At 58.7% G+C, this 17,279-nt stretch carries 13 protein-coding genes and 2 rRNA genes (1 of these 15 only partly in view); 12 read left to right on the top strand and 3 right to left on the bottom strand.

Annotated features, from left to right (window positions below):
• Together AC1MEW_RS13765 and rrf are read left to right on the top strand one after the other, a co-directional pair.
• Window positions 1-2,295 (top strand): 23S ribosomal RNA (locus AC1MEW_RS13765) (it extends 597 nt beyond the left edge of the window).
• A 173-nt stretch (window positions 2,296-2,468) separates the two neighbouring features.
• Window positions 2,469-2,584, top strand: a 5S ribosomal RNA gene (gene rrf / locus AC1MEW_RS13770).
• 115 nt (window positions 2,585-2,699) lie between these two features.
• Here rrf and AC1MEW_RS13775 read toward each other — a convergent pair.
• On the bottom strand, window positions 2,700-3,623 hold the full coding sequence (locus AC1MEW_RS13775) for a TIGR03571 family LLM class oxidoreductase (RefSeq protein ID WP_480427232.1): 924 nt from the start codon (window positions 3,621-3,623) through the stop codon (window positions 2,700-2,702).
• 273 nt (window positions 3,624-3,896) lie between these two features.
• Between AC1MEW_RS13775 and mrdA the strand changes: the two genes are divergently transcribed.
• Window positions 3,897-5,789: a penicillin-binding protein 2 gene (gene mrdA, locus AC1MEW_RS13780; RefSeq protein ID WP_201205028.1), complete on the top strand. Its 1,893-nt coding sequence runs from the start codon at window positions 3,897-3,899 to the stop codon at window positions 5,787-5,789.
• Between the two features lie 12 nt (window positions 5,790-5,801).
• Here mrdA and AC1MEW_RS13785 read toward each other — a convergent pair whose 3' ends face one another.
• On the bottom strand, window positions 5,802-6,758 hold the full coding sequence (locus AC1MEW_RS13785; RefSeq protein ID WP_207200136.1) for a LysR family transcriptional regulator: 957 nt from the start codon (window positions 6,756-6,758) through the stop codon (window positions 5,802-5,804).
• A 156-nt stretch (window positions 6,759-6,914) separates the two neighbouring features.
• Between AC1MEW_RS13785 and AC1MEW_RS13790 the strand changes: the two genes are divergently transcribed.
• The 6 genes from AC1MEW_RS13790 (at window position 6,915) to AC1MEW_RS13815 (ending at window position 12,398) form a co-directional block, all read left to right on the top strand.
• Window positions 6,915-8,216, top strand: coding sequence for an MFS transporter (locus tag AC1MEW_RS13790; RefSeq protein ID WP_480426652.1), 1,302 nt, complete (start codon window positions 6,915-6,917; stop codon window positions 8,214-8,216).
• Window positions 8,213-8,968, top strand: coding sequence for a class II aldolase/adducin family protein (locus AC1MEW_RS13795; RefSeq protein ID WP_322269191.1), 756 nt, complete (start codon window positions 8,213-8,215; stop codon window positions 8,966-8,968). The genes AC1MEW_RS13790 and AC1MEW_RS13795 overlap by 4 nt, the downstream gene beginning before the upstream one ends.
• On the top strand, window positions 8,965-9,906 hold the full coding sequence (locus tag AC1MEW_RS13800; protein WP_201255830.1) for an NAD(P)-dependent oxidoreductase: 942 nt from the start codon (window positions 8,965-8,967) through the stop codon (window positions 9,904-9,906). Before AC1MEW_RS13795 ends, AC1MEW_RS13800 begins: the two co-directional genes overlap by 4 nt.
• Before the next feature lie 103 nt (window positions 9,907-10,009).
• Window positions 10,010-11,383: an MFS transporter gene (locus AC1MEW_RS13805; protein ID WP_480426653.1), complete on the top strand. Its 1,374-nt coding sequence runs from the start codon at window positions 10,010-10,012 to the stop codon at window positions 11,381-11,383.
• A gap of 18 nt (window positions 11,384-11,401) precedes the next feature.
• The gene (locus AC1MEW_RS13810; protein WP_480426654.1) at window positions 11,402-11,794 is read left to right on the top strand and encodes a RidA family protein; all 393 of its coding nucleotides are present in this window, start codon (window positions 11,402-11,404) and stop codon (window positions 11,792-11,794) included.
• Window positions 11,787-12,398, top strand: a complete 612-nt coding sequence (locus AC1MEW_RS13815; RefSeq protein ID WP_480426655.1) for an RraA family protein — start codon at window positions 11,787-11,789, stop codon at window positions 12,396-12,398. The genes AC1MEW_RS13810 and AC1MEW_RS13815 overlap by 8 nt, the downstream gene beginning before the upstream one ends.
• On the opposite strand, the gene AC1MEW_RS13820 is transcribed toward AC1MEW_RS13815, so the two are convergent.
• Window positions 12,395-13,327 carry a LysR family transcriptional regulator gene (locus AC1MEW_RS13820; RefSeq protein ID WP_201255833.1) on the bottom strand — a complete coding sequence of 311 codons (933 nt, stop codon included), beginning with the start codon at window positions 13,325-13,327 and terminating at the stop codon, window positions 12,395-12,397. The genes AC1MEW_RS13815 and AC1MEW_RS13820 overlap by 4 nt on opposite strands.
• Window positions 13,328-13,490: 163 nt before the next feature.
• On the opposite strand from AC1MEW_RS13820, the gene AC1MEW_RS13825 reads away from it, so the two are divergent.
• The 3 genes from AC1MEW_RS13825 (at window position 13,491) to AC1MEW_RS13835 (ending at window position 17,233) form a co-directional block, all read left to right on the top strand.
• On the top strand, window positions 13,491-14,801 hold the full coding sequence (locus AC1MEW_RS13825; protein WP_201191111.1) for an MFS transporter: 1,311 nt from the start codon (window positions 13,491-13,493) through the stop codon (window positions 14,799-14,801).
• 23 nt (window positions 14,802-14,824) lie between these two features.
• Window positions 14,825-16,054: a Zn-dependent hydrolase gene (locus AC1MEW_RS13830; RefSeq protein WP_480426656.1), complete on the top strand. Its 1,230-nt coding sequence runs from the start codon at window positions 14,825-14,827 to the stop codon at window positions 16,052-16,054.
• A 153-nt stretch (window positions 16,055-16,207) separates the two neighbouring features.
• Window positions 16,208-17,233, top strand: coding sequence for a histone deacetylase family protein (locus AC1MEW_RS13835; RefSeq protein ID WP_480426657.1), 1,026 nt, complete (start codon window positions 16,208-16,210; stop codon window positions 17,231-17,233).
• Window positions 17,234-17,279 lie beyond the last annotated feature (46 nt).

Genomic DNA, 17,279 nt, shown 5'->3' on the forward strand with positions numbered 1-17,279 from the left:
TAACCGAATAGGGGAGGCGTAGCGAAAGCGAGTCTTAATAGGGCGTCTAGTCGCTGGGAATAGACCCGAAACCGGGCGATCTATCCATGGGCAGGTTGAAGGTTGGGTAACACTAACTGGAGGACCGAACCGACTACCGTTGAAAAGTTAGCGGATGACCTGTGGATCGGAGTGAAAGGCTAATCAAGCTCGGAGATAGCTGGTTCTCCTCGAAAGCTATTTAGGTAGCGCCTCATGTATCACTGTAGGGGGTAGAGCACTGTTTCGGCTAGGGGGTCATCCCGACTTACCAAACCGATGCAAACTCCGAATACCTACAAGTGCCGAGCATGGGAGACACACGGCGGGTGCTAACGTCCGTCGTGAAAAGGGAAACAACCCAGACCGTCAGCTAAGGTCCCAAAGTTATGGTTAAGTGGGAAACGATGTGGGAAGGCTTAGACAGCTAGGAGGTTGGCTTAGAAGCAGCCACCCTTTAAAGAAAGCGTAATAGCTCACTAGTCGAGTCGGCCTGCGCGGAAGATGTAACGGGGCTCAAACCATACACCGAAGCTACGGGTATCACTTAGGTGATGCGGTAGAGGAGCGTTCTGTAAGCCTGTGAAGGTGAGTTGAGAAGCTTGCTGGAGGTATCAGAAGTGCGAATGCTGACATGAGTAACGACAATGGGTGTGAAAAACACCCACGCCGAAAGACCAAGGTTTCCTGCGCAACGTTAATCGACGCAGGGTTAGTCGGTCCCTAAGGCGAGGCTGAAAAGCGTAGTCGATGGAAAACAGGTTAATATTCCTGTACTTCTGGTTATTGCGATGGAGGGACGGAGAAGGCTAGGCCAGCTTGGCGTTGGTTGTCCAAGTTTAAGGTGGTAGGCTGGAATCTTAGGTAAATCCGGGATTCTAAGGCCGAGAGCTGATGACGAGTGTTCTTTTAGAACACGAAGTGGTTGATGCCATGCTTCCAAGAAAAGCTTCTAAGCTTCAGGTAACCAGGAACCGTACCCCAAACCGACACAGGTGGTTGGGTAGAGAATACCAAGGCGCTTGAGAGAACTCGGGTGAAGGAACTAGGCAAAATGGCACCGTAACTTCGGGAGAAGGTGCGCCGGTGAGGGTGAAGCATTTACTGCGTAAGCCCATGCCGGTCGAAGATACCAGGCCGCTGCGACTGTTTATTAAAAACACAGCACTCTGCAAACACGAAAGTGGACGTATAGGGTGTGACGCCTGCCCGGTGCCGGAAGGTTAATTGATGGGGTTAGCTAACGCGAAGCTCTTGATCGAAGCCCCGGTAAACGGCGGCCGTAACTATAACGGTCCTAAGGTAGCGAAATTCCTTGTCGGGTAAGTTCCGACCTGCACGAATGGCGTAACGATGGCGGCGCTGTCTCCACCCGAGACTCAGTGAAATTGAAATCGCTGTGAAGATGCAGTGTATCCGCGGCTAGACGGAAAGACCCCGTGAACCTTTACTATAGCTTTGCACTGGACTTTGAATTTGCTTGTGTAGGATAGGTGGGAGGCTTTGAAGCGTGGACGCCAGTTCGCGTGGAGCCAACCTTGAAATACCACCCTGGCAACTTTGAGGTTCTAACTCAGGTCCGTTATCCGGATCGAGGACAGTGTATGGTGGGTAGTTTGACTGGGGCGGTCTCCTCCTAAAGAGTAACGGAGGAGTACGAAGGTGCGCTCAGACCGGTCGGAAATCGGTCGTAGAGTATAAAGGCAAAAGCGCGCTTGACTGCGAGACAGACACGTCGAGCAGGTACGAAAGTAGGTCTTAGTGATCCGGTGGTTCTGTATGGAAGGGCCATCGCTCAACGGATAAAAGGTACTCCGGGGATAACAGGCTGATACCGCCCAAGAGTTCATATCGACGGCGGTGTTTGGCACCTCGATGTCGGCTCATCACATCCTGGGGCTGAAGCCGGTCCCAAGGGTATGGCTGTTCGCCATTTAAAGTGGTACGCGAGCTGGGTTTAGAACGTCGTGAGACAGTTCGGTCCCTATCTGCCGTGGACGTTTGAGATTTGAGAGGGGCTGCTCCTAGTACGAGAGGACCGGAGTGGACGAACCTCTGGTGTTCCGGTTGTCACGCCAGTGGCATTGCCGGGTAGCTATGTTCGGAATAGATAACCGCTGAAAGCATCTAAGCGGGAAACTAGCCTCAAGATGAGATCTCACTGGGACCTTGAGTCCCCTGAAGGGCCGTCGAAGACTACGACGTTGATAGGTTGGGTGTGTAAGCGCTGTGAGGCGTTGAGCTAACCAATACTAATTGCCCGTGAGGCTTGACCATATAACACCCAAGCAATTTGCTTGCTTCGAGCTGAAAAGCGAAAGAGCACCAGATTGCGGTGTGTGAAGACGAAACGAACCGAAAGTTCGAGACACTCACAAAACACCGAGATCTATCACATACCCATTCGCTGGAGCGTAATCCGTAAGGAGAACGACCTGGCTACCGAATTTCTTGACGACCATAGAGCATTGGAACCACCTGATCCCATCCCGAACTCAGTAGTGAAACGATGCATCGCCGATGGTAGTGTGGGGTTTCCCCATGTGAGAGTAGGTCATCGTCAAGATTAAATTCCGAAACCCCTATCTGCGTATGCAGGTAGGGGTTTTGTTTTGCCTGCAGGAAAGTGCTCAAACGAAAAAGGGACAGCCCCATGGCTATCCCTGGCTCCAGCCGCATCGTCAGTGAAACATCGGCAGAACGTGTTCCGCGATCTCCTCAATAACCTCCGCCACCGGCCGTTCACTACGACGCATATGCAGGCCAACATGCTGCACACCTGCATCACGCAAGGCCTGAAGTTCATCGATCAATGCCAGCCGCCCGCAACTGCCGCCGAAGCGCACACGTCGCATCGGCGCATGGGGATTGGCTACCAAATCCAGATGAACAAAGCTGATGTAAGGTTTATCGCCACCGACCTCTCGCCACAGCCCCACTCGACGACGATGCTCATCCGGAGTGCCCGGGTAAGCGAGCCAGCCGTCCATGTGCTGGCCAATCCATGCCGGCGACTGTTGACCAAGCCCCGCTACCAGCAATGGTACCGGCTGATCGCGCTCCGGCAGCAGGCGAGCGCCTTCAGGCAGCCGCCCTTCACCTTGGTTACGCAACAACTCAACCGTATTGCGAAAGATCTCTGCGCGCTGAGCGTAATCCACACCAAACAATGGATACTCCATCGGACGATCACCGCTGGCCACGCCAAGCAAAAGCCGTCCGTCACTAAGCTCGTCGATACTATTGGCAGCCTTGAGTGTCAGCCAGGGTTGACGCAACGGCAGTACCACCGCAGCCGTGCCCAGCATAATGTTGTCGGTGATCCCCGCCAGGTAGCCAAGGTAGGAAAATGTTTCGAATACCTGTGCGGCATCGCCGAAGTTGGGGTCGTAAACCGGTACATCGCGAACCCAAAGGGCGCGAAACCCAGATTGGTCGGCCAAACGAGCCATTGCCGTATGCTGTTTCAGGTCCGGAACTCCAAAAGGCCTGTCCTCGGCCAGTCTCAACCGTTGGCCATCACTGGACCAGTCGTTATCCAGCGGCAATTCAAGCCCGATAGAAAACCCATTCGAACCCAGTAATCGTTGAAAACGCGAGTGCATGAAAAACTCCAAAGGGAATGACATGCACCCAGTATCCACAGGCCCATCTGCAAGAAAAATGCAGGAATGGGAATATCAATCTTGAGTAAAACGCACGAATTCACCTTGATCCCCAACACGTCCGACCGTCGTTTTGGCCCTCAAGGACAACCGTTCGAGGAAATCGCGCTAAAGTGCTGGCGTCATTTTTGGTATGGTGCAGCTCGTTTTTTAACGGACTGATTACAACGCTGAGGATCGGCACCCCCTTCATCGTCAAGAGCTGCTGCAGAAATGCCTGAACCGATACCCATCAAGGATCACGAAAAAGAGACGCGCCTGGTCAATAAAAGACTGATGGCCTGCGCCTTGTTTGTGGTCGCCATCACCTGCGCACTGGTGGTGCGCATGTACGTTCTGCAAGTGGTTGAGTTCGACTACCACTCGACCATCTCCGAAAACAACCGCGTCCACGTTTTGCCGATCACCCCGACGAGAGGGCTGATCTATGACCGCAATGGCGTGATCCTGGCGGACAATCGGCCCAGCTTTAACCTGACCATCACCCGCGAACGCGCCTCCGACGTCAAAGGCGAGTTGGATGAGGTGGTCAACCTCCTGCATTTGCCAGCCGAAGACCGCACGTTGTTCGACAAGGCGATGAAGCAGGCACGGCATCCGTTCGTGCCGGTAACCTTGTTCTACGAGCTCACCGAAGAGCAGATCGCCGTACTCGCGGTTAACGAGTTCCGCCTACCGGGGCTTGATGTCGAGCCTCAGTTCGTCCGTCATTATCCGTTGGGCGTGCACTTCGCCCACTCGATCGGTTACGTCGGTCGCATCAACGAGAAAGAGTCCAAGGCTCTGGACGGGGTGGAATACCGTGGCACCCAATCCATCGGCAAGACCGGTATCGAAAAATTCTACGAGTCCGAGCTGCACGGCCACGTCGGTTATGAAGAAGTCGAAACCAACGCTCAAGGCCGCGTGCTGCGAGTGCTTAAGCACACCGACCCGACGCCAGGCAAGAACATCGTTCTAAGTCTGGACGTCAAGCTTCAAGAAGCCGCCGAGGATGCCTTGGGTGACCGTCGTGGCTCAGTGGTCGCGCTCGATCCGTCGACTGGCGAAGTGCTGGCCATGGTCAGCAAGCCAAGCTTCGATCCGAACATGTTCGTGACCGGCATCAGCTTCAAGGAGTACGCGGCGCTGCACGATTCCATCGACCGGCCACTGTTCAACCGCGTCCTGCGTGGCCTCTATGCCCCCGGCTCAACCATCAAGCCAGAAGTGGCGATTGCCGGCCTCGACGCTGGTGTGGTCACCCCGCAAACCCGCGTTTTCGATCCTGGTTACTACCAACTGCCAGATTTCGATCACAAGTACCGCAACTGGAACCACAGCGGCGACGGTTGGGTAGACATGGACGCAGCGATCATGCGTTCCAACGACACCTACTTCTACGATCTGGCGCACAAGCTGGGCATCGATCGACTACACGACTACATGGCCATGTTCGGGCTGGGTGAGAAGGTGTCCCTGGACATGTTCGAAGAGTCTGCCGGTCTGATGCCATCTCAAGCCTGGAAGCGCGCCACACGCCGTCAGCCATGGTTTCCCGGCGAAACCGTGATTCTCGGCATCGGCCAGGGCTACATGCAGGTCACACCGTTGCAGTTAGCCCAAGCCACCGCGCTGATCGCCAACAAAGGCGTTTGGAACCGACCGCACCTGGCCAAGACTGTCGACGGCGTAGCCCCAGTGGATGCGAACCCGATGCCGAATATCCTGCTCAAGGATCCGCGTGACTGGGAACAGGTCAACCACGGTATGCAAATGGTGATGCACGACCCTCGCGGCATTGCCCGAGCGGCCGCGGTGGGGGCTCAGTACCGAATCGCCGGCAAGAGTGGTACCGCGCAAGTGGTGGCGATCAAGCAAGGTGAGCGTTACAACCGGGCGAAAACCCTGGAACGTAACCGCGATAACGCCTTGTTCGTCGGTTTCGCGCCGGCCGAACATCCGAAGATTGTGATCTCGGTGATGATCGAAAACGGCGAGGCCGGTGGTCGTGTGGCCGGTCCTGTGGTGCGGCAGATCATGGACGCCTGGCTGCTCGATCAGGACGGCCATCTCAAGCCGCAGTACGCCACGCCCGCCAAACCGCCGGGCGATCCTCACGTCTAAGCGATCAAGGCTTCACAGCACAGGCTCACGGATGCTGAGCATGTGCTGGAAGCTTTCCAGGAACACCGTTTCTGCCTGAGTCATCTTCTGCTCGCGATTCCACAGCAACTGGATATCGAAATCCACCACCCCTTCTTCCGGCGGTAAACGCCAGAGCAATCCTTGCTCCACATCCCGCCGCACCAAATGCACCGGCAAACAACCAATCCCAAACCCTGCGCAGATCAGACGGTAAATCTCTTCGAAGCTGGTGGATGATGCGACGATCTTCCCGGTAAAACCTTGTTCGTCGCGAAACAGCGTCAACGGCGAAAGATTGCCCCCTAACTGGTCACTGGTAAAACTCACGAAATTCTCCGCCGCGAGCTGTTCCAGGGTCAGGTTCTCCTGCCCGAACAGCCGATGACGCTGGCCGCAAAAGTACGCGTAACGCTCGCGAAACAGCACCCGCTGTTCCAGCCGTGGCTGTGGCAAACGGCACAGGCCGACGCCAATGGTCGCGGTCTTTTGCAGCAATGAACTGATGATATTCGAGCTACCCATCACCTCGACTTCCAGCTCGATTTTCGGGTGGGTCTCATGGAAGTCAGCAAGGAATTCATCGTAGTGCCGCGCCTGCACACCGCTGACGGTGAGGATGCGGATCTTGCCCACCACATCGTCATGACGACTTTCGACCACGGTGCCCAAGCGGGAAATATCACCGTAGATATCCGCCGCAATGCGCAGGACTTCTTCGCCAGTTTCGGTCAGATCAAACCGTCGCCCGCTGCGGGCAATCAGCACACATTCGAGTTGTTCCTCCAGCCGTTTCAGTGCCTGGCTGACCGCCGACTGGGTGATGTGCAATCGCGCAGCAGCCCGGCTCATGCTGCCTTCCTGGCCGATCACTAGATAAGTACGCAGTAGGTTCCAGTCGAGGCGGTCATTCAAAAAGCGACGACCGACCCAAGGGTTTGTTGAGGTCATGATAAATCCAGGTAGTAGCAGCGCTAATAGTAAAGATAAGAATTTGAAAATTGACTAATCCTTGCACGGAAGCGATAAAGCCCACAAGCGCCACAGAGTGCAACCGTATTCAGCCTTCAGTACCTGCCCAAAACTATAAATACACAGGGTCCTTGCATGCACACCACCCCTCAACCGCGACGAGCCGCGGCCGCTGCCTTCATTGGCACGACCATCGAGTTCTACGACTTTTACATCTACGCCACCGCCGCGGCATTGGTGCTCGGGCAAGTGTTCTTTCCCAGCAGTGACCCGGTGATGAGCACCCTGGCAGCGTTCGGCAGTTTCGCCGTTGGCTTCATCGCCCGACCGATGGCCGGCATGGTCTTCGGTCACTTGGGCGATCGCCTGGGTCGCAAGAAGATGCTGCTGGTCACCATGGCATTGATGGGCCTGGCCACCGCCGGCATCGGTCTGTTGCCCAGCTACGCCAGCGTCGGTATCTGGGCGCCGGTCGGTCTGATTGTGCTGCGACTGATCCAGGGTATTTCCGTCGGTGGCGAGTGGGGAGGGGCGGTGCTGATGGCCAGCGAGCACGCACCGGCCAAGCGCAAAACCTTCTACGCCTCGTTCGCCCAGCTCGGCAGCCCCGCGGGTTTGCTGCTGGCCTTGATTGCTTTTCGCTTGGTGACCTCGCTTGAGCCGGCGGACTTCCTCGCCTGGGGCTGGCGCCTGCCGTTCCTCGCCAGCGGCGTGCTGATGATGGTCGGCCTGATGATCCGTTCCGGTGTCCACGAATCGCCGGAATTCGCCAAGGCCCGGGACAACAACGAGACCTCCAAATACCCGGTGAAGGATGTGATCCGCACCTGCTGGCGGCAGATTCTGTTCGCCGCTGCCGCCGTGACCATCGGTTCGGCCGGGTTCTTTTTCACCAACACCTTCATGATTACTTACGTCACTCAGTATCAGGGCATCGCGCGCTCCACGATTCTCGATTGCCTGTTTCTGGTGACGGTCATTCAGTTGCTCTCGCAACCGCTCTCCGCGCTGCTGGCTGAGCGCATCGGCGAAGGCCGTTTCCTCAAACTCGTCGCGTTGCTGTGCATGGTCACGCCGTACCCGATGTTCCTGTTGGTCGGCACGCAGAACATTGTGTTGATGACCGTCGGCATCGCCCTGGCGGTGGTGATCCTCTCGGCGCTGTACGCAGTGATTGCCGGTTACATGACCCAGGCGTTCCCGGTACACCTGCGCTACTCGGGCATTTCCATCGCTTACCAGTTGAGCTGCGCCCTGGCCGGCGGCACTACGCCGCTGATCGGCACGCTGCTGGCGAGCAAATTTTCCGGGCAATGGTTGCCGTTGGCGGTGTACTTCACCTTGCTCTCGGCCCTGTCCTTGATCGGTGTTTGCGGCCTGGCCCGCCTGCGCGCCAACCCGATCGCCACCCACGCTGCTAAAGAGGTGTATTCGTGAGTAAACCTGCACACATCGACTCGGTTGAATGGCAAGCCCGTTGCGAACTGGCGGCGCTGTATCGGCTGGTCGCGCACTTTCGTATGACCGACCTGATCGACACCCACATCACCCTGCGGATTCCGGGGCCTGAGCACCATTTTTTGATCAACCGCTACGGGGTGATTTTCGACCGCATGCGCGCCTCGGACCTGGTGCGTATCGACCAGGAAGGGCGCATCGTCGATCCGGCCTACGAAGGTCATCGGGTCAACGCCGCAGGCTTCGTCATTCACTCGGCGATCCACATGGCCCGCCCGGACCTGAACTGCGTGATCCACACGCACACCGCCGCTGGTATGGCGGTCGCCGCGCAGAAGCAAGGCTTGCTGCCGATCAGTCAGCACGCGCTGAAGTTCTACGGCAAATTGGCGTATCACACCTATGAAGGCATCGCACTGTCGCTGGATGAGCGCGAGCGGTTGATCGCCGACCTGGGACCGCACCGGGCAATGATCCTTCGCAATCACGGCTTGTTGGTCGGCGGCTCCGGCGTGGCCCAGGCGTTTCAGGAGATTCACTTTCTGGAGCGAGCTTGCCAGGCGCAGGTGGCGGCACTGGCCGGTGGTTCGGCGTTGAATTATCCGTCCCCGGAAGTATGCGCGCACACCGCCGAGCAATTTGACCGCGATGAACAGGACAACATCATCGACTTGGCCTGGGAGGCCGCTCTGACCCTGATCGAATCCCAGCGCGAGTCGTACTTATCGTGAAAACCGTCATCAACACCGTGGTTCTGCTGTCCCGCGACAACCTGTTGCTCAAACAACTGCAAGCCGCGTTTGCTCGTAGTGCACCGCAACTCACGGTGGTGCTGGCCGACGATCCACTGGCCACCAACGCACAGATCGCCGCGTGCTGGTTTCCCTTGCCGGGTAGCCTCGGCGCGTTGCCGAACCTGCAAGTCGTTCACTCGGTGGCCGCCGGTATCGATCACCTGGAGAACGACCCCTCGTGCCCAGACTTACCAGTGTGTCGGGTGGTCGATCCCGGCCACCGCCAGGGCATGACCGAGTACGTACGCTGGGCGGTTATTCACTATCACCGTGGCTTCGATCAGGTGCTGGTGCAACAGCAGAAACAGCATTGGGAGCGACCGCTGCAACGAGCGGCGGGGCAGTTCAAGGTCGGGGTGATGGGCCTGGGTTCGTTGGGCAGCGCCATCGCCGAGGATCTGGTCGCCGCCGGTTATGACGTTCGAGGCTGGGCGCGCCGTAGCAAGGATTTGAGCGGTGTCCGGACCTTCGCCGGTGCCGAACAACTGAACCCGTTTCTCGATGGCGTGGAGTTGTTGATTAATCTTTTGCCACTGACCGGTGAAACCCGCGGCATCCTCGGCCGTGCAACTTTCGAACGATTGGCCAATGGCGCCGCACTGGTCAATTGTGGTCGCGGCGGGCATCTCAATATCGACGATCTCGACCAAGCTTTAAAAACCGGAAAACTGCGCGGCGCCTTGCTGGATGTTTTCGAACAAGAGCCGCTACCGGCCGATCATCGCCTCTGGACCCTGCCCGGCGTCACGATCACCCCACACATGGCCTCGGCCGCCTCCCACGATTGTATTGCCGAACAAGTGGCAGAGAACTTCCGCCGTTTAAACGCCGACGAACCGCTGCTCAATTGTGCGGACAGAACACTGGGTTACTAATAACAAACTCGCCCATTAAGTTGGGCGAGCAATAACAAAAATCCTTCGCCTCGAAACGTTTTACTGCCAGTAAAAACAATTAAATAAATGCCTGGAGTCAGTGATGAGCGATCTATCGTCCGCAGAAAAGTCCGGCGCACCGCCGGAAGTTGCCATCAGCATGAAAAAAGTCGCGGTGGCCAGTGTCATCGGCACCACGGTGGAGTGGTACGACTTGTTTGTCTTCGCCACCGCTTCCGCGCTGGTGTTCAACAAAGTGTTCTTCCCGGACTTCGTGCCCTTGATCGGCACGTTACTGGCCTTCGGCACCTTCGCTTCGGCGTATCTGGCGCGAATCGTCGGCGCGGCATTGTTCGGGCACTTCGGTGACCGTTTGGGTCGCAAGTCGATGTTGCTGATTTCGCTGCTGACGATGGGCGCTGCCACGTTTGCCATTGGCTTGTTGCCCAACTACGCAGCCATCGGAATCTGGGCGCCGATCCTGTTGTTATTGCTGCGGGTGGTTCAAGGCCTGGCGTTGGGCGGCGAGTGGGGCGGGGCAGTGTTGATGGCGGTGGAACATGCGCCGGCCAACAAGCGCGGCTTGTACGGATCATGGGTGCAGATCGGCGTTCCGGCCGGGACCATGATCGCCAACCTGGCCTTCCTGTTGATCGCCGCTTTCCTGTCTCCCGAAGACCTGTTGGCCTGGGGCTGGCGTATCCCGTTCCTGGCCAGCGTGCTGCTGATTGCCGTGGGTTTGTATATCCGCTTGAACATCGCTGAAACCCCGGCCTTCAACAAGGTCAAGGAAGCTGAGGTGCAGGTGAAAATGCCGCTGGCGGAGGTCTTTCGCAAGTACTGGAAGCAAGTGGTGCTCGGGGGGATCGCGACGATGTCGACCGGTGCTTCGTTCAACATCATCGTCGCGTTTGGCCTGACTTACGGCACGCAAAATCTGGGCTTCAGCCGCAGCACGATGCTCGGCGTGGTGTTGCTGTCCTGCGTCTGGTGCATCGTTATGTTGCCGGTGTTCGGTGCGCTGTCGGACCGCTACGGACGTAAACCGATCATCGTTGCCGGCATCGTCGCCGAAGCATTGGTGGCGTTCCCGATGTTCTGGTTGATGGACACCAAAGAACTGCCGCTGGTGATCTTCGGCTACTTGTTGTTGATGACCGCGTTCGCCGCCAACTACGGGCCGATCGCAACTTTTCTCGCCGAGTTGTTTGGCACGCGGGTGCGTTATTCCGGGCTGTCGATCAGCTACATGTTGTCCGGCCTGCTCGGCAGTGCGGCGACGCCGATCGTCACCACCGCGCTACTGGCGGCGACCGGCAAAGGTTCTTCGGTGGCCTGGTACATGATCGGCGCGGCGTTGATTTCGTTGCTGGCGCTGTTACTGCTAACCGAGACCTTCAAGCGAGACATCAGTGAAGTCCCGGTTGGGGCGCCTGCCGACACTCACAACAAACCCTTCAAATCAGCTGCGGCCTGACCCAAGGAGCTCAACACCATGCGCAGAATTCAATCCGCCCCAGGCTTTATCGGCCCGGTCGGCCCTTACTCCCAGGCAGTGATCAGCGGCCATCTGGTATTCACCGCCGGGCAGATTCCGGCCCAGAACACTCTTGATGACCAACCCGCCGATTTCACCGAACAAGTTCGGCAAACCTTACGCAACCTGGAGGCGATCCTGATTGAAGCCGGGTCTGATTTCAGCCGCGTGATCAAGGTCAACGCCTACCTCACCGATCCGGCGCAACTGGAGCCGTTCAATGCGGTGTATCGCGAGTTTCTCGGCCATGCGCCGCCGGCGCGGACCACGGTGTGCGTGGCGTTGTGGGGCGTGTCGCTGGAGATCGATTGCGTTGCCGAGCTAATTGTCAGGGAGTCGCAACATGGATGAGTCCCGGTTGATCGAGCAGTTCAAAACCGTGAGTTTTCCGACCCTCGGGCACTTCCTGGAGAAGGGCTTTGCCGATTCGCAACTGAGGGCCATGGTCCCCAATGTGAAACTGGTCGGCCGGGCGCTGACCCTGAAACTGGTCGGCGCCGATGCCATCGCAGTCAACCAGGCCCTGGCGCTGATCAAACCCGGCGATGTGCTGGTGATCGACACCGATGGCTACTGGCAGCACGCTCCGGTCGGCGCCGTCACCAGTTGCGCCGCAAGTTGCGCGGGGGCCGTGGGCATTGTGGTGGATGGCACAGTCACCGATTTACTGGAACTGCGCGAGGCCGGGCTGCCGGTCTTCGCCCGTGGCACCAGCCTGCTGACCACCAAGTTGCATGGCCGTGGGGACAGCCAGATCAATCAACCGATCCAGTGTGCCGGCGTGACGGTCAATCCAGGGGATCTGGTGCTGGCGGACGACAACGGCGTGCTGTTTCTCGACTGGCCAACGGCAGCCGGGGTCATCGATCAGGCGTTGGCGTCCGATCTTGCCGAACCGCGTTTGCTTGAGCGTTTGCGGGCCGGTGAGCCGGTGGCGCAGGTGTTGCGCGTCTAGGCCGTCAGGCAGCGTTGCAAGCTCTCGATGAAGATCGTCTCGGCCCGGCTCATGCGCTGCTCGCGGTTCCACAGCAAATGAATGTCCACATCGGCAATCCCTTCGTGGGGTGGCAGGCGCCAGAGCAATCCGGCGTCGACGTCGGCCGCCACCACGTGCTCGGGCAAGCAGCCAATGCCGAAGCCGGCGATCACCAGTCTTCGGACTTCTTCCAGGCTCGGTGAAGACGCAACAATCCGTCCGCTGAAACCTTGCTGATCACGGAAAATCGTCAGCGGCGAAAGCATGCCGCCAATCTGGTCGCTGGTGAAACTGACGAAATTCTCCCGCTGCAAATCCCCTTCGGCAACGTTCTGCTGCCCGAACAAGGCATGGTGCTTGCCGCAGAAAAATGCATAGCGCTGCCGCAGGAACAACCGCTGTTCCAGGCGCGGTTGCGGCCGACGATTGAGGCTCAGGCCAAGGGTCGCAGTCTTTTCCTGGAGGGCGCTGACGATGTCGGAACTGCGCATCACATCCACTTCCAGATCCACCCGCGGATGCTGGCGATGGAAGTCGGCGAGGAAGTCATCGAAGCGCTCGGAGAAGATTCGGCTGATGATCAACAGCCGCACCTTGCCGATCACTTCGTCGGCCGGTTGCTCCAGTACGCTGCTGACTTGCGACATCTGCCCGTAAATTTCCCCGGCCAGTTCGAAGATCTGCTCGCCGACTTCGGTCAAGGCAAACCTTGGTCCGCGTCGAGCGATCAATTGGCGCCCCAGTTGTTCTTCCAGCCGTTTCAACGCCTGGCTCACCGCCGGTTGCGTCAGGTGCAAGCGGGCAGCGGCGCGGCTGATGCTCAGCTCCTGGCCGATCACCCGAAAGGTGCGCAGCAGGTTCCAGTCCAGACGGTCATTGAGCAGGCGTTGCACGTCGCGTTCGGCCATGGTGGTTCTCGATTATAAGCTGGCGTAATAGTTCGCATAATAAATAGAAAATTGACTAATCATAGCCCCGGGACGATAAATCACCCCCAGACAGGCACCGCCAGAGTGCCTCGGTTTTGCTGTTTCACTCCTGCCAAAAAAACAATCAAAGGAGCCTGACCCCATGAAGCCTGTTGCTTCGTCTCAACCGCGCCGTGCCGCGGCGGCTGCCTTCATCGGCACCATGATCGAGTGGTACGACTTTTACATCTACGCCACCGCCGCCGCCCTGGTGTTCGGCGCGCTGTTCTTTCCCTCCGACGACAAACTGTTCAGCACCATGGCCGCGTTCGGCACCTTCGCCGTGGGCTTTTTCGCTCGACCGTTGGGCGGGATTATCTTTGGCCATATTGGCGACCGTATTGGCCGCAAGAAGTCGCTGATCATCACCTTGCTGATGATGGGCGTGGTCACGGTGTGCATCGGTTTGCTGCCGACTTACGGGCAAATCGGTGTGGCTGCGCCGGCGCTGTTGATCCTGCTGCGCATCGTCCAGGGTATCGCCGTTGGTGGTGAGTGGGGCGGGGCAGTGTTGATGGCGGGCGAGCACGCGCCGAAGGGGCGACGCAATTTCTTCGCCTCGTTTGCACAACTGGGCAGCCCGGCCGGTTTAATCCTGTCGCTGCTCGCTTTCAGCGCGGTCACTCGTTTGTCCGAAGAAGACTTGATGAGCTGGGGCTGGCGTCTGCCGTTCCTCGCCAGTTCGCTGTTGTTGCTGGTCGGCCTGGCGATTCGCCTGGGCGTGAATGAATCCCCGGAGTTTCTCGCCAGCCGAGAATTGGCGAGCAAAAGCACGCGTAAAGAGCAGGCACCGGTGATGGAAGTCTTGCGCACGGCTTGGCGGCCACTGTTGCTGTGCATCGGCGCCAACACACTCGGAATCGCCGGGGTGTATTTCACCAACACTTTCATGATCGCCTACACCACCCAGCAACTCGCGCTGCCGCGCTCGCTGATCCTTGAGTGCCTGTTTGTGGTGGCGGTCATTCAGTTCTGTATTCAACCACTGGCAGCGTGGGTCGCCGAGAAGATCGGCGCGACGCGGTTCCTGTGCCTGATGTCGCTGCTGGCGATGGCCTCGCCGTACCCGATGTTCGTGCTGGTCAGCTCGGCCCAGGCGCCGCTGATCATCCTTGGCATCGCCTTGGCGGTGGTGTGCATGGCGTCGTTCTACGCGGTGATTGCCGGGTACGTCAGCGGTATGTTCGAGACGCGCGTGCGCTACACCGCGATCTCCCTGGCCTACCAGATTTGCGGTGCGGTGGCGGGTGGCCTGACGCCGCTGATCGGCACTTTGCTGGCGCACAAGTTCGCCGGCCAATGGTGGCCGCTGGCGGTGTTCTACAGCCTGATCGCTGCCACTTCCTTGATCTGTGTCTTGTCCCTTGCCCGTCGCCATGCCAGCGCTGAACGCCTTGAATTGGCCAACGCTTAATCCAACGTTTGCAGGAGTAACTTATGTTGAAAATTAATGGTGAACGCCTGTGGGCGAGTTTGATGGCCATGGCCGAAATCGGCGCCACGGCCCGCGGTGGCAGTTGCCGATTGGCGTTGAGCGATGAAGACAAGGCCGGTCGCGAACTGTTTTCCCATTGGTGCCGCGAAGCCGGCATGACCCTGAGCGTCGATGCTATCGGCAACCTGTTCGCCCGCCGCGCCGGCACTGACCCGGACGCTGCGCCAGTGATGATGGGCAGTCACCTCGACACTCAACCTGAAGGTGGCCGTTTCGATGGCGTCTACGGCGTGCTCGCCGGTCTGGAAGTGGTCCGCTGCCTCAACGACCTTGGCATCCAGACCAGCAAGCCGCTGGAAGTGGCGGTGTGGACCAACGAAGAAGGCGCGCGTTTCACCCCGGCGATGTTTGGCTCGGCGGTGTTCACCGGCATCATGCAACTGGACGCGGCGCTGATGGTGCGTGACATCGATGGCATCAGCGTCGCCGAAGCGCTGCAACGCACCGGTTATGCCGGCGAGCGGCCGTTGGGCGGCGCGGTGGATGCGTACTTTGAAGCGCACATCGAGCAAGGGCCGATCCTCGAAGACAATGCCAAGAGCATCGGCGTGGTCACTGGCGGCCAGGCGATTCGCTGGCTCGACGTGCGGGTCGAAGGCATGGCTGCGCATGCCGGAACCACGCCGATGCCGTTGCGCAAGGACGCCCTCTACGGCGTGGCGCAGATGATTCAGGCCATCGAAGTTCTAGCCACTGATTTCGCCCCGGAAGGCCTGACCACCGTTGGCGAGTTGGGCATCAATAAATCCTCGCGCAACACCATTCCGGGTCTGGTGAATTTCACCGTCGACTTGCGTCATCACCGTGACGAAGCGATTGAGGCGATGGAGCAGCAAGTCCGCGCACGACTTCAGGCGATTGCCGACGGTCGTGGCCTGAATCTGACCATCACCCCACACTGGATCAGCCCGGCCACGCCATTCGACGCCGAGTGCGTGGCGGCGGTGCAGCACGCGGTGGATGCCTTGGGCTACGCTCAGCAATCGATTGTCAGTGGCGCCGGGCATGACGCGATTCACCTGGCGCGGTTCTGCCCGACAGCGATGGTGTTTATCCCATGTGTGGGTGGGTTGAGCCATAACGAAGCGGAAGACGTGTTGCCTGAGGACGTGCGACAGGGCACTGACGTGTTGCTCCACGCAGTCCTGGCTCGCGCCCAAAGAGCTGAATAAACCCGATCCAATGTGGGAGCGGGCTTGCTCGCGAAGGCGGAGTATCAGCCAACATCGATGCTGAATGACACACCGCATTCGCGAGCAAGCCCGCTCCCACAGGAGGATGCACCCGGTTTCAAGATCTACGTTTAGCTGACAGGAATTTATCCCATGCGCAGTTTTTTTCACCCCGAACAATTGCTCCACCATCCACGCAGCTACTACTCCCGCGGGCAAATGCGCACGCCACAGGAAGTGCCGGAGCGCGCTCAAAGATTGGTACAGGCTTCTCATTCTTTGGGCTTCAAAGTCGAGCAACCCGCCGACGCGGGACTCGCTCCTTTGCTGGCGGTACACGGTGCGCCGTACCTGGCGTTCCTGCAGGAAGCCCATCAACGCTGGAAGGAAATCCCCGAGGACTGGGGCGACGAAGTCATGTCGAACATCTTCGTCCGCGAGCCCAACGCCCTGCGCGGGATTCTCGCCCAGGCTGCCCGTTATCTGGCCGATGGCAGTTGCCCGGTGGGTGAGCAGACCTGGCGTTCGGCTTATTGGTCGGCGCAAAGCGCGATTGCCGGTGCCCAGGCGTTACTCGACGGCGAACCGGCCGCGTATGCCTTGTGCCGTCCACCGGGGCACCACGCCCGAGCCGAAGCGGCCGGCGGTTTCTGCTACGTGAACAACGCCGCAGTCGCGGCCCAAGTGTTGCTCGGCGGGTTTGAACGGGTGGCGGTGCTCGACACCGACATGCATCACGGCCAGGGCATTCAAGAGATTTTCTACGAGCGTGATGACGTGCTGTACGTCTCGGTGCATGGCGATCCGACCAACTTCTATCCGGGGGTGGCCGGGTTTGCCGATGAGCGTGGCGTCGGGGCGGGGGAGGGTTTCAACCTGAATCTGCCGATGGCTCACGGCGCTAGCGAGGCGGATTTCCTCGGGCAACTTGAGGTGGCGTTGGCGGCGGTGAAAGACTTTGGTGCCGAGGTGCTGGTGCTGTCCCTGGGGTTCGATATTTTTGAATTGGACCCGCAGAGCAAAGTGGCGGTGACGCGGGAAGGGTTTGCAGTGTTGGGCGAGCGGATTCGCAGCCTTGGGTTACCGTGCCTGATTGTGCAGGAGGGCGGTTATCACCTGGAGAGTCTTGAGGACAACGTCCGGGCGTTTTTTGTGAATTCCGACGTTTGGCACCTTTGACCTGTGGCGAGGGGGCTTGCCCCCGTTGGGTCGCGCAGCGGCCCCA

The sequence above is a fragment of the Pseudomonas sp. ASL4 genome (assembly GCF_056680395.1).

Excerpts from the sequence above, each read along its gene's own strand:
- AC1MEW_RS13830 (WP_480426656.1), top strand. The coding sequence starts at position 14,825 with ATGTTGAAAATTAATGGTGAACGCCTGTGGGCGAGTTTGATGGCCATG.
- AC1MEW_RS13825 (WP_201191111.1), top strand. The coding sequence starts at position 13,491 with ATGAAGCCTGTTGCTTCGTCTCAACCGCGCCGTGCCGCGGCGGCTGCC.
- AC1MEW_RS13835 (WP_480426657.1), top strand. The coding sequence starts at position 16,208 with ATGCGCAGTTTTTTTCACCCCGAACAATTGCTCCACCATCCACGCAGC.
- AC1MEW_RS13790 (WP_480426652.1), top strand. The coding sequence starts at position 6,915 with ATGCACACCACCCCTCAACCGCGACGAGCCGCGGCCGCTGCCTTCATT.
- AC1MEW_RS13820 (WP_201255833.1), bottom strand. The coding sequence starts at position 13,327 with ATGGCCGAACGCGACGTGCAACGCCTGCTCAATGACCGTCTGGACTGG.
- AC1MEW_RS13775 (WP_480427232.1), bottom strand. The coding sequence starts at position 3,623 with ATGCACTCGCGTTTTCAACGATTACTGGGTTCGAATGGGTTTTCTATC.
- AC1MEW_RS13810 (WP_480426654.1), top strand. The coding sequence starts at position 11,402 with ATGCGCAGAATTCAATCCGCCCCAGGCTTTATCGGCCCGGTCGGCCCT.
- AC1MEW_RS13785 (WP_207200136.1), bottom strand. The coding sequence starts at position 6,758 with ATGACCTCAACAAACCCTTGGGTCGGTCGTCGCTTTTTGAATGACCGC.
- mrdA (WP_201205028.1), top strand. The coding sequence starts at position 3,897 with ATGCCTGAACCGATACCCATCAAGGATCACGAAAAAGAGACGCGCCTG.
- AC1MEW_RS13815 (WP_480426655.1), top strand. The coding sequence starts at position 11,787 with ATGGATGAGTCCCGGTTGATCGAGCAGTTCAAAACCGTGAGTTTTCCG.
- AC1MEW_RS13805 (WP_480426653.1), top strand. The coding sequence starts at position 10,010 with ATGAGCGATCTATCGTCCGCAGAAAAGTCCGGCGCACCGCCGGAAGTT.